The organism is Plantibacter sp. CFBP 8775 (assembly GCF_014839505.1).
GTDB classification, from domain to species: domain Bacteria; phylum Actinomycetota; class Actinomycetes; order Actinomycetales; family Microbacteriaceae; genus Plantibacter; species Plantibacter auratus.
Genome location: NZ_JACYNV010000001.1, coordinates 199,495 through 211,791 on the forward strand (window position 1 = coordinate 199,495; position 12,297 = coordinate 211,791).

The window sequence follows — 12,297 nt, forward strand, 5'->3', positions numbered from 1 at the left end:
GTCCGGGAGCCCACGAACCACTGAGGAGCATCGTGCGTCAGGTCATCATCATCGGATCAGGACCCGCCGGCTACACGGCGGCGATCTACGCTGCCCGCGCCTCGCTGCAGCCGCTGCTCGTCGCGTCATCGGTCGAGGCCGGCGGCGAGCTCATGAACACCACCGAGATCGAGAACTTCCCCGGCTTCCCCGAGGGCATCCAGGGCCCCGAGCTCATGATGAAGCTCCAGGAGCAGGCCGAGCGGTTCGGCACGGAGGTCCTCTACGACGACGTCACCGAGCTCAAGCTCGACGGCGACGTCAAGACGGTCACCCTCGGCAACGGACAGGTGCACGAGGCCCACACCGTGATCTTCGCCACCGGCTCCGCCTACCGCAAGCTCGGTCTGCAAGACGAAGAGCGGCTCTCCGGCCACGGTGTGTCCTGGTGCGCCACCTGCGACGGCTTCTTCTTCAAGGAGAAGACGATCGCGGTCATCGGCGGCGGCGACAGCGCCATGGAGGAGGCCACCTTCCTCACACGGTTCGCGTCGAAGGTGTACGTCATCCACCGCAAGGACACCCTGCGGGCGTCGAAGATCATGCAGGACCGTGCGTTCGCGAACGAGAAGATCGAGTTCATCTGGAACAGCGAAGTCGCCGGCATCACCGGTGCCGACGCGGTCGACGGCGTGACGCTGCGCTCGACCACCGACGGCACGGAGACCCATCTGCCGCTCGGTGGCCTGTTCATCGCGATCGGCAACGACCCGCGCACGCACCTCATCCACGGCCAGCTGGAGCTCGCCCCCGAGGGCACGATCGCCGTCAAGGGCCGCTCGTCGAAGACCAACCTCCCCGGCGTCTTCGCCGCGGGCGACGTCATCGACCCCACGTACCGACAGGCCATCACCGCGGCCGGCAGCGGCACCATCGCCGCCCTCGACGCGGAGCACTACCTCGCAGACCTCGAGCAGGCTGCTGGGGAAGCGTCGGCCATCGGCGAAGCACAGACGGCCGGTCGTCCGCAGCCGGCCGACCCAGTGCTCACCACCACCGTTTGATCGACGGCCAGGCTGTCGGCCTGGCCACCACGAAGGAGAACACTCATGTCAGATGCAGTCACCGAGGCCACGTTCGACGAACTGGTCATCAACAGCGACAAGCCCGTCCTCGTCGACTTCTGGGCCGCCTGGTGCGGTCCGTGTCGCGCGGTCGGCCCGATCCTCGACACGATCGGTTCCGAGAACAGCGACAAGATCACCGTTCTCAAGCTGAACGTCGACGAGAACCCGAACCTGGCCATGAAGTACCAGATCACCTCCATCCCCGCGATGAAGGTCTTCAAGGGCGGCGAGGTCGTGCAGACCGTCATCGGTGCCAAGCCGAAGGCAGCACTCGAGAAGGATCTTGCAGCTTTCCTCGCCTGATCAGGTTTTTCTAAATCACGGAACCGCCCGACTCATCCGAGTCGGGCGGTTCTTCGTTGTCGGGGTGTTTCACGTGAAACATCCCGAATTATCGCTCTGATCAGGTTTTATCAATCACAGAGCACGCGCGCGGCACTTCGACAGGCTCAGTAACCGAGATGGGGCGGCCGTCCGCCAATCCACGGATTCCGCCGCCTTGGTCCCTGAGCTTGTCGAAGGGCATACGGTACCCCGCGGCCGACTGGCCCATGTTTCACGTGAAACAGCGTCAGGAGGACTGACCGAATCCCGACTCGCCAAGCTCGCTCAGGATTCGGTTGAGGTCGGCGATGGTCGCGAACTCCACGACCATCTGTCCCTTCTTCGCGCCGAGCGTCACCTTCACGCGGGTGTTCAGACGGTCGCCGAGGCGGTCTGCGATTTCGTCGAGTTGCCCGCGTCGCGATCCGGCGATCGGACGCGGCTTCTTCGCCTGAACGCCCTGAGCCGCCGCAGCTTCCGCGGCACGCACCGACAAGTCTTCGTTCACGATCTTGTCGGCCAAGCGCTGCTGTGCCTCAGGATCGGTCAGCGACAGGATGGCGCGGGCATGTCCGGCGCTCAGCACACCGGCAGCGACGCGCTGCTGCACGGCCGCCGGCAGCTTGAGCAGGCGGATGGTGTTGCTGATCTGGGGGCGGGAACGACCGATGCGGTTGGCAAGCTCGTCCTGGGTGATTCCGAAGTCGGCCAGGAGCTGCTGGTATGCAGAAGCCTCCTCGAGCGGATTCAGCTCGGATCGGTGCAGGTTCTCGAGCAGCGCATCGCGCAGCATGTCCTCGTCGGCGGTGTCCTTGATGATCGCGGGGATGCGGTCGAGACCCACCTCCTTCGAAGCGCGAAGACGCCGCTCACCCATGATGAGTTCGTATCGCTCGTCGTCGCCAGGGATCGGCCGGACCACGATCGGCTGCAGTACGCCGACCTCACGGATGCTCGTGACGAGTTCGGCGAGGTGGTCCTCATCGAAGACCGTGCGCGGCTGGTTGGCGTTCGGCACGATCAGTTCGGGGGAGAGGTACGCCAACCGGGCACCGGGGACGGCCACGAGCTGCGGCCCATCTGCCGTGGTAGCAGCGGCGTCCGGTGCAGTGGGGGCGTCAGCTGCCGCCGCCTCTGCTGCGGCGGCGTCCGCAGCGGCGGTAGCCGCGTCCTTCGCTGCCTTGCGGGCAGTGCCCTGGTTGTCGGGGAAGAAGACGTCGACGGGACGGTTCGCCTGCGAGTCTGAACTCGTCGTCGGAATGAGTGCACCGATCCCGCGACCGAGTCCAGTTCGTTTCGTTGCCATCAGTGACTGACTCCCTCAGGGTGGTTCGTATCGGGTGTATCGGAGGAGCCTGCGGCCCATCGGTTGGCGATCTCCGCCGCTGCTTCGAGATAGGACACCGCGCCGAGCGACGTGGGGTCGTAGCTGATGACGCTCTGCCCGAAGCTGGGGGCTTCAGAGATACGCACCGCTCGTGGGATGACCGACTCGAGGACCTGCCCGGTGAAATGGTCTCGGACGTCCTGAGCCACCTGCTGCGCGAGGTTGGTGCGCCCGTCGTACATCGTCAGGAGGATGGTGCTGACGGCGAGCCCTGGGTTCAGGTGCCGCTGGATCAGCTGGATGCTACTGAGGAGCTGACTCAATCCCTCGAGCGCGTAGTACTCGCACTGGATGGGGATGAGGACTTCCTTGGCCGCGACGAAGGCATTGATCGTCAGGAGTCCGAGGGACGGCGGGCAATCGATCAAGACATAGTGGAACGGCTCTTCGGCGTCCTGGATGAACTGTTCGAGGGCCGTGCGGAGACGGTGCTCACGCGCGACCTGTGACACGAGTTCGATCTCCGCGCCGGCGAGATGGATCGTCGAGGGAGCGCAGAAGAGCGTGGGGAACTCGGGGCTCTGCTGGACGACATCGGCTAGGGGGAAGTCGTCGATCAGGACGTCGTAGACACTCGGGACATCCGAGTGATGCTCGACGCCGAGTGCGGTGGACGCGTTCCCCTGGGGATCCAGATCGATCACGAGGACACGTGCACCCGAACGGGCGAGGGCGGCGCCGATGTTGACGGTGGTCGTCGTCTTGCCGACTCCACCCTTCTGGTTGGAGACCGTGAAGACCCGAGTGTGGTCGGGCGTCGGCAAGGTTGCGTGAGCCAAGGCTTTACGCCTCTCAGTCAGATGATGGAGCTCGCGAGCCAACGGCGTGGACGCGTCGAAGGCGCTACCAACGGAGTCGCGCTCGGGAGCCGCGGAATGCGTTGGTTCGGGTTGTTTCACGTGAAACCTTCTTGCTCGAAACGTGTACTTCAACCGTACCAGCGTGGGCTGACGCCAGGGGAGCGATCTCCGACAGCGATCGGGGGAGTGTGGAAGCGTCGCGGCCCTCGAGCGCCGTTTCGCGACACCCGCATGTCGTCGATCGCCCCGCATGGCGCCCAGAAGGGACGCCTCGCCCTCTCTCTTCCACAGGGTTATCCACAGGGCTCCGAGATACCCGATGCCGCGGAACCGCGTGCGCCTCGGGCGTGCAGGTCGAAGCTGGTCAGATCAACACGAGACGAGCCCGGCGGACGTATGTTGACAACCATGGGGGAAGTGCCTCTGCAATCAGTCAGAGATCCGCGTCTTTCCGCGGAAGTTCGCACCCGATCGCCCCACGCCGGGTCCAGTACGTCCAGGCTCTTGCCCCGGTGCGTGTTGACCACAGTTCGGTGGTACGCCGGTTGGGGCCCGGTTCTTCACGGAGGATCGCCGGTTCCTCCGGCTACGTGCGAGAACTGTCCACAGAGTTATCCACAGGCGCTATCTCCACGCGCTCGTATGGTGGAGAGCTGTACGACTGGCGCAAGTCCGCGCCAGCGTTTCACGTGAAACCAAGACTCCGTGCACGCCGAGCCGTCCCGCGGCTCACATCGATAGGCGCCTTTCCAGCCTCTGGCCACAGCCCGCTGTCCGCCTCACCGGGGTGATCCGACAGTGGGGGAGCGGTAGCGACGAAGCATCACGCAACCGGTCCGATCCCACACGCGGTCCGTCGTACCCGCCCGCTGTTTCACGTGAAACACTCTCGACAGGACCAACGCAACGGATGGGGTGGTCTCGAGCGCAGGCCAGACTGCTACCGCGCCCTGTGCTCGTCGAACTCAACTTGTCTCCACCGCCGCGCTACAGCCGCGCAGGAGCAGACCGCCACCCATGTTCCACGTGAAACATCGAACACCGCGGCGGTCCCGGCACGACGGCCTGGGAGCGCACTCACTGAGTGAACTGGCACACACGACTCCAGGCCGATAGGAACCACTCCTGAAAACGAAGAACTCAAGCGAGTGGCATCGTCCCACGTTCCACGTGAAACGTCGCTCAATCTCATCCTTCCGGCGGCAAGCACGCTCCGCCGAGCCTATCTGGGCGCAGAACCATGCATCGTCAGTCGGAAGTACACCAGCTCATTCCAAGCTGACAGGAGTCACGAGCACGACCTCCGCAGCGCCGGCGCACTTCGACACATCGTTACGCCGAGTGGCCGCCGTGCACCGTGCGTCGCAGCCCCGTCGGGGAAAGCGCTCGGAGTAGCAGCAGGGGCTCCGGCGTGACCGCACCGCACGGCGCCAGAGCCTCCAAGACCGGGGCGCCTTCGACGCACGCGATAGCAACAGGCCGACCATCCTCTCCTTCTTCGGCCGGCAGCTCACCCACACCTCAGCCAGCGCCGACCCGCCGGTGCACATGAGCTTGCCGACGGTCGGGCGCCAGTCGGCCCGCAGGCACATAGGGAACTGGCGGAATGCGCATCTCGCAGCAGTTCTCCAACGACAGGTCCGCCACGTGATGCACCCCCGCGAGTCAGTTGAACGTGTGGGACGGGGACGGGGTGACGCATCTTCCCTGCAACCAAGGAACGCCTCGGACCTACCCGGGGTTCGAACGAAGGCCACAGATCACTGACACGCCCGACCGGATCACCAACCTGGGAGGTCCACCGTTGCCACCCGCACTCGTCCGTCATCTCCGAGGGGGCAGCTAGCTGGCCGGCCACCGCGCACAACAGCATCGACGTCTGGGGGCGCCGACCACCGAAGCGCGGAGCATCGCCGCCCGTCGATCGCGGTGCCGGCGCCGCGTCACAAGACTGGGGCTACAGGCCAAGTGAAGAACATATATGAGATACCAGAAGCATTACCGCTGGCAAACGTCAGAAAACACTCGAATCCGGCCCACCCGGCACCCCAGATTCGTGTCAAATTAGACCGGAGAATCGTTCCTGACGAACTCAGGACCTCTGAATTGGCCGCAGGTTCCGGGCCGGTTCGTCAGGAGCCATTCTCCCGAGAGCTCGCAAGCCGCGGAAGATTGTCTGCGGTGCCCCTCGCGGAGGCCCCGAGCGTTCCCGACTGACCTCAGCCGCGGACGGTTCCAACGATGACTCGGGTCGGCTCCGCGAGAACGCCCTCGCCAAGCGTTCGAACCTCGACACCGGAGACCCGGTACTTGCGAAGCTCCTTGGTCGATGCATCGACCTCCGCCTGCGCGCCGGCACCCTTCATGAGGACCAGCTCTCCGCCGTCCCGAAGCAGGGGAGCGGTGAGGGGGAGCAACTTGCGGAGCGCACTGACCGCGCGCGCGGTCACCTGGTCGAGGGGCTCATCAAGACGAACCTCCTCAGCGCGCGCTCGCACGACGGTGACGTTCTCGAGCCCGAGGACTCCGACCTGATCGTTGAGCCAGGCGACTCGACGTTCCATCGGCTCGATGAGCACGAACTCGACGTCCGGCCGGGCGATCGCGAGGACCAGTCCAGGCAGCCCCGCGCCAGTGCCGACATCCCCGACTCTGCCGGGACGAAGGAGCGGAGCCACAATCACGCTGTTGAGGATGTGGCGCGTCCAGAGACGCGGAAGCTCCAGGGGCCCGATCAGCCCGAGTGGCTCACCGAACTCCGCCAGGTTCGCGGCGAATGCACGACCGACATCGATCCGGTCACCGAACAACTCGGACGCTTCCGCCGGTTCCGGTTCGAGTCCTGCAGGCACGTCAGTCATCGCAGTTTCACGTGAAACGATCAGGCCGCGTCAGCCGCGGGTGATGACGGTGTGACGGTCGCGGCCTTCGCCGTGCGACTCGGACACGAAGCCGCGAGCCGACACGATGTCGTGGACGAGCTTGCGCTCGTAGCTCGACATCGGGGGGAGTGCCGCCTCGGTGGAACCAGCCTCGATGCGCTCGACCGCTCGCTCCACGAGGGCGCCGAGCTCCTGCTGACGCGCTTCGCGGGATCCGCCGATGTCGAGGATGAGCCGGGAGAAGCCACCGGTACGGTTCTGAACAGCTAGGCGGGTCAGCTCCTGCAGCGCGTTGACCGTGTCGGGACGCGACAGGAGACGCAGGTTGCTCTCCGTGGGGGAGTCGATCGACACGTACGCACGACCATTGCGGGCATCGATGTCGATGTCGCCATCGATGTCGCAGATGTCGAGGAACTCCTCGATGTAGTCCGCTGCGACGTCGCCCTCTTCTTCGAGCTGCGTGATGGTGGGTGCTTCGTCCTGGGCCGGGGCCAGTTCCTGGTCAGTCACCGATACTCCTACTTGTCTCGTCCGTCGGTCTGCTGCTTCTTCGCACGCGCCTTGCCCATGGGCTGCTGGCGCTGCGTCGGGGTCTTCTTCTCGGGTACCGGCGCCTCGGAGATCGAGATGACGTCGCCGTTCGGCGTCATGAGCTTGCCCTTCCGCGCGAGACGCTCCTCACGAGCCTTCGCAGCGTCGGAACCAGGCGTCGGCATGTTCCGGATGACGAGGAACTGCTGCACCATCGTCCACGCGTTGGACGTCAGCCAGTAGAACATGACGCCGAGCGGGAAGGCGAAGCCGGAGAAGAGGAACACGAAGGGCAGGATGTAGAGGAGGATCCGCTGCTGCTTGAACTGCGGGCTGGCCTTCGTCTCGGCCGACATGTTCTTCGACACGATCTGCAGCTGCGTGATGAACTGCGACGCGCACATGAGGATGACCATGACGGCGGCGATGATGACGACCGCCCAGTTGACCGGGTTGCCGGCGAGTGCCGCCTGCATGCTCGTGTGCAGCGGAGCGATCCCGAACAGGTTCGCGTCGCCGAACTGCACGGCGAGGGTCTCGTTCAGGGGACCGACGCCGGCTTTGCTCTTCTGGGCGTCGTTGAGCACGGAGAACAGAGCGAAGAAGATCGGCATCTGGACGAGCAGCGGCAGACATCCGCTGACGGGGGAGGTGCCGTGCTTCTTGTACAGCTCCATCGTCTCGCGGGACATCGCCTCGCGGCTGGCCTGGTCGCGTTTGCCCTTGTACTTCTCCTGCACCTTCTTCATCTGCGGCGCGATCTCGAGCATCTTGCGCTGGCTCTTGATCTGCTTGATGAACAGGGGGATGAGCGCGGCACGGACGACGAGGACGAGCCCGACGATCGAGAGGACCCAGGTGAGACCGGCCGCGGGGTCGAGTCCGATGGCCGTCCACAGCAGGTGCCAGCCCACGAGGAGCAGCTCGACCGCCCATTTGAGCGGCCAGAGAATTGTGCCGATGATGTCCATAGGTGCGGGTCAGCCCTTTCCGTGGCTCGGTTGCACGACAAATCCGTGAGAAGTGACGCTGTACCGAAAGTTCTTCTTGGGTGGTACCTCGTCGAAACGAGGTGCAGCCCAGGGGTGGCATCTCGCGATGCGGGCCGCTGCCATCGCCGAACCGACGACGACACCATGTTGCTGCACCGCTCCCAGAGCGTACGCGGAACAGCTGGGGTAATACCGGCAGACGTCGCCGTACAGCGGGGAGATCGCGGCGCGATACCCGCGGAGCGCCAGCACCGCAGCATTGCGGGGCGCGAGGCAGGTGGCAGCGAGGACGCCGTTCATCGGTGCGCGTCCGAAGCCTCGACGATGACGCCGCGTTTGGCGAAGGCACGATCGACCTCGGCATGGAGCGAGGCGAACGGCGCCGTTGCTGCAGACGGCAGTGCTCGGATGACCACGTCAGCGCCGTGGGCAGCCTGAACGACGCTGTCGTGGCAGATGGCCTTCAGGCGACGTCTGACGAGATTGCGGGTCACTGCGTTACCGACCGTTTTCGCAACGATGAACCCGAAGCGCGGCTGTCCGCCCTTCGGGTTCATGCGTACGTACATGACCGTGTGCTCGCCGACGAACCGGGACCCGCGACGAACTACCCCTCGGTAGTCGTCGCCGGACGTGATCCGGCTCGCACGCTCGAGCACGACGGCTCTACGCGGAGAGTTCGGTGCGGCCCTTGGCGCGACGAGCCGACAGGATGCCGCGGCCGGCACGCGTGCGCATGCGCAGACGGAAGCCGTGCTTCTTGGCGCGACGACGGTTGTTCGGCTGGAAGGTTCTCTTGCTCATAATTACGATCTCCGGATCATGACCCACCACTGCACAGGTGGCAGCAGGGTACGGAAGGGTGCCCGTGGGCAGAAGTCAACTGATTAAACCTACGGTCTACTCGCGCGAAGGTCAAACCAGCGGCGCCCAAACGAATGATTATCCACAGGATTCTCAGAAATTGTAGCAGTGACACGCAGGGCGGCCGTACAGTGATTTGGGACTGGGGCGACGTGTTGTTAGCGTAAGCCCTCGGGTTATGCACAGCGTGTGGATAGCACCGCGCTCAGCCCCGAATACTCAGGGGAGAGCCTGTGGATGAACCTGTGAGTATGTGTGGGGAGAACTATGTCGGACGCCGACGATGCGATCGCTGAGACCTGGCAATCGGTGCTCGAGATCCTCTCCGTCGACGACCGCATCACCCCGCCACTCCGCGGGTTCCTCAACCTCATCGTCCCCAAGGGCATCATGGGCGGCACCTTCTACCTCGAGGTGCCCAACGAGTTCACGATGGGCATGCTCAACCAGCGCATGCGGGCACCGATCCTCGCCGCACTCGCGTCCATCGTCGACGGCGGTCCCGTCGGCAACTACGCGATCGTCGTCAACCCCGACATCGTCGAGGAACGGTACGAGCAGACCGGCTTCCAGCACATCGACCCGGCACCGCTCGAGTCGCCGCAGCCGCAGCTGACCCCGACGCCCACGCTGCCGGCGCGCGAGAACGACACCCGACTCAACCCGAAGTACAGCTTCGACAACTTCGTCATCGGCCAGTCCAACCGGTTCGCGCACGCGGCCGCGGTCGCCGTGGCCGAAGCGCCGGCGAAGGCCTACAACCCGCTGTTCGTGTACGGCGACTCCGGGCTCGGCAAGACCCACCTCCTCCACGCCATCGGCCACTACGCGATGAACCTCTACGCGGGGATCCGCGTCCGGTACGTGTCCAGCGAGGAGTTCACGAACGATTTCATCAACTCGATCGCCAACAACCGCGGCTCGTTCTTCCAGTCGCGGTACCGCGACATCGACATCCTGCTGATCGACGACATCCAGTTCCTCCAGGGCAAGGCGGAGACGCAGGAGGCGTTCTTCCACACCTTCAACACCCTGCACGATCACAACAAGCAGGTGGTCATCACCAGCGACCTGCCCCCGAAGGCGCTCACCGGCTTCGAAGAGCGGATGCGTTCACGCTTCGAGTGGGGACTCATCACCGACGTCCAGGCTCCCGACCTCGAGACGCGCATCGCGATCCTGCGCAAGAAGGCGCAGAACGAGAAGCTGCACATCCCGGACGAGGTCCTCGAATTCATCGCCACCAAGGTGTCGAGCAACATCCGTGAGCTGGAGGGCACGCTCATCCGGGTCGTCGCATTCGCGAGCCTGAACCGGACCGCCGTCGACATGACGTTGGCCCAGACGGTGCTGAAGGACGTCATCAGCCTCGACGACGACAACGTCATCTCGCCGATCGACATCATCAACACCACGGCCGACTACTTCAAGCTCTCGGTCGACGACCTGTACGGCTCGAGTCGGTCGCAGGCCGTGGCGACGGCGCGGCAGATCGCGATGTACCTCTGTCGCGAGCTCACGAACCTCTCGCTCCCGAAGATCGGTCAGCTGTTCGGCAACCGGGACCACACGACGGTCATGTACGCCAACCGGAAGATCACCGACCTCATGCAGGAGAAGCGCTCGATCTACAACCAGGTGACCGAGCTCACGAGCCGCATCAAGCAGAACCTCCGCTACGGCGCCTGACCCCTGTTCGGTCACTGAGCCTCACTCGGTCCCTGAGCTTGTCGAAGGGCCCTCGACAGGCTCGGGGACCGGGGAACCGCTACGGCGCCTGAGGCGTCCTGATGAACGTTTCCGGCCCCTCGACGCACTCGGTGCGCTCAAGGGGCCGATTTCGTTCATCAGGCGACGACGAGCGCTCATTCGACGACATGATCCGCGTCCGATCTGTCCACATTCCGGCCTCGCAGCCCTGTGGATAACCTGTGGAGGGATGTGGAAGCTCCGGGCACGCTTGTGAGTGAACACCGTTCACCCGCCTCCGCGTCCCACACCCTCGCGTCGTTCTCTCCACAGGCCGCCACCAAGTTACACACATGTAGTTCCCTGTGTTCGAGCGGGTTCGGCGGACTTATCCACAGTTTCCACACCGGTTAAGACTGTTAACCGTTAATTCAATGATCTCTCCGCCAAACAACCTTTCCCCAGGCTCGCTTCTCCACAGCACCTCGTCCCACTCGACCCCGGAAGCAGACCCACTAGCATTGGTGACGTCATCGAGAGCCAGAGACAGGGGACTTGTCGTGCGATTCAGCGTCAACCGGGATGTATTCAGCGAAGCCGTCTCGTTCGCAGTGAAGCTGCTCCCGCAGCGCCCGACGCTGCCGATCCTCAACGGCATCCTCATCGAAGCCGGTGACGACGGTCTCATCCTGTCCTCCTTCGACTACGAGGTGTCCAGCCAGACCGGAATCGCAGCCGAAGTCGAGGAGGCCGGTACGGCACTCGTCAACGGCCGGCTGCTCTCGGAGATCGCCAGCCGACTCCCGAACGCGCCCGTCCGGTTCAGCAAGGTCGAGAACCGCATCGAGGTCACCTGTGGTTCAGCCCGGTTCACGCTCGGATCGATGCCCGTCGAGGAGTACCCGACGATCCCGCAGGTCGACGCCGACTTCGGTCTCGTGCCCGCCGACGAGTTCGCCACTGCAGTGAGCCAGGTGGCCGTCGCGGCAAGCCGCGACGACGTGACCCCGGTCATCACCGGCGTGCAGCTCGAGGTCTCCAAGACGAGCCTCAGCCTCGTCGCGACCGACCGCTACCGGGTCGCGGTGCGCGAGATCGACTGGGACTCGGGCCAGGGCGACGGTTCCAGCGAGACGATCACGGCCCTCGTGCCGGCCCGCACGCTCCAGGAGGTCGGCAAGACCTTCGGCCACAGCGGCAACATCAACGTCGCGATCACGAATCGCGACGACCGCGAGCTCATCGCGTTCCGGGCTGACCGCAAGACGGTCACCTCGCTGCTGATCAAGGGCAACTTCCCGCCGGTCAAGCGGCTCTTCCCCGAGACGACCGACAACTACGCGATCATCAACACCGCGGAACTCATCGAGGCGACCAGGCGTATGTCGCTCGTCCTCGAGCGCGAAGCGGCCCTCCGCTTCACCTTCACCATCGACGGCCTCACGCTCGAGGCCGTCGGATCCGAGCAGGCGCAGGCATCTGAGGGCATCGACGCCCTCCTCACCGGCGACGACATCGTGCTCTCCCTCAAGCCGCAGTTCCTGATCGACGGTCTGACCGCGGTCCGGAGCGAGTATGTGCGGTTCTCGTTCACGAAGACGGAGAACACGAACAAGCCGGGACCCATGCTCATCACGAGCCAATCCTCCAAGGATCAGCCGGGTGCCGACAGTTACAAGTACCTGCTGCAGCCGAACCTGCTGCTGCGCTGACACGCAA

At 64.5% G+C, this 12,297-nt stretch carries 12 protein-coding genes; 4 read left to right on the forward strand and 8 right to left on the reverse strand.

Annotation, left to right across the window (positions count from 1 at the left end; all coding sequences use genetic code 11):
- Positions 1–32 precede the first annotated feature (32 nt).
- The gene (trxB, locus tag IFR14_RS00935; protein ID WP_137242937.1) at positions 33–1,043 is read left to right on the forward strand and encodes a thioredoxin-disulfide reductase; all 1,011 of its coding nucleotides are present in this window, start codon (positions 33–35) and stop codon (positions 1,041–1,043) included.
- Positions 1,044–1,088: 45 nt separating this feature from the next.
- Positions 1,089–1,409: a thioredoxin gene (gene trxA / locus IFR14_RS00940; protein ID WP_064294045.1), complete on the forward strand. Its 321-nt coding sequence runs from the start codon at positions 1,089–1,091 to the stop codon at positions 1,407–1,409.
- Between the two features lie 268 nt (positions 1,410–1,677).
- Here trxA and IFR14_RS00945 read toward each other — a convergent pair whose 3' ends face one another.
- The 8 genes from IFR14_RS00945 to rpmH form a co-directional block, all read right to left on the reverse strand.
- A complete protein-coding gene (locus tag IFR14_RS00945; protein ID WP_137242936.1) occupies positions 1,678–2,736 on the reverse strand; it encodes a ParB/RepB/Spo0J family partition protein in 1,059 nt (352 codons plus the stop codon).
- Positions 2,736–3,638: a ParA family protein gene (locus IFR14_RS00950; protein WP_274500041.1), complete on the reverse strand. Its 903-nt coding sequence runs from the start codon at positions 3,636–3,638 to the stop codon at positions 2,736–2,738. The genes IFR14_RS00945 and IFR14_RS00950 overlap by 1 nt, the downstream gene beginning before the upstream one ends.
- 2,198 nt (positions 3,639–5,836) lie before the next feature.
- Complete coding sequence (gene rsmG, locus IFR14_RS00955; protein ID WP_191939950.1) at positions 5,837–6,478, reverse strand: 16S rRNA (guanine(527)-N(7))-methyltransferase RsmG; 642 nt, start codon at positions 6,476–6,478, stop codon at positions 5,837–5,839.
- A gap of 30 nt (positions 6,479–6,508) precedes the next feature.
- Entirely contained in the window at positions 6,509–7,012 is a 504-nt protein-coding gene (locus IFR14_RS00960; RefSeq protein WP_064294041.1) for a Jag family protein, read from the reverse strand.
- A gap of 8 nt (positions 7,013–7,020) precedes the next feature.
- Positions 7,021–8,004: a membrane protein insertase YidC gene (gene yidC / locus IFR14_RS00965; protein WP_064294040.1), complete on the reverse strand. Its 984-nt coding sequence runs from the start codon at positions 8,002–8,004 to the stop codon at positions 7,021–7,023.
- Positions 8,005–8,013: 9 nt separating this feature from the next.
- A complete protein-coding gene (gene yidD, locus IFR14_RS00970; RefSeq protein ID WP_079003764.1) occupies positions 8,014–8,325 on the reverse strand; it encodes a membrane protein insertion efficiency factor YidD in 312 nt (103 codons plus the stop codon).
- Complete coding sequence (rnpA, locus tag IFR14_RS00975; protein ID WP_342365615.1) at positions 8,322–8,753, reverse strand: ribonuclease P protein component; 432 nt, start codon at positions 8,751–8,753, stop codon at positions 8,322–8,324. The genes yidD and rnpA overlap by 4 nt, the downstream gene beginning before the upstream one ends.
- On the reverse strand, positions 8,692–8,829 hold the full coding sequence (gene rpmH / locus IFR14_RS00980) for a 50S ribosomal protein L34 (RefSeq protein WP_056010217.1): 138 nt from the start codon (positions 8,827–8,829) through the stop codon (positions 8,692–8,694). The genes rnpA and rpmH overlap by 62 nt, the downstream gene beginning before the upstream one ends.
- A gap of 327 nt (positions 8,830–9,156) precedes the next feature.
- On the opposite strand from rpmH, the gene dnaA reads away from it, so the two are divergent.
- Both dnaA and dnaN read left to right on the forward strand, forming a co-directional pair.
- Complete coding sequence (gene dnaA / locus IFR14_RS00985; RefSeq protein ID WP_064294038.1) at positions 9,157–10,578, forward strand: chromosomal replication initiator protein DnaA; 1,422 nt, start codon at positions 9,157–9,159, stop codon at positions 10,576–10,578.
- 560 nt (positions 10,579–11,138) lie between these two features.
- Positions 11,139–12,290: a DNA polymerase III subunit beta gene (dnaN, locus tag IFR14_RS00990; RefSeq protein WP_064294037.1), complete on the forward strand. Its 1,152-nt coding sequence runs from the start codon at positions 11,139–11,141 to the stop codon at positions 12,288–12,290.
- Positions 12,291–12,297: the final 7 nt, after the last annotated feature.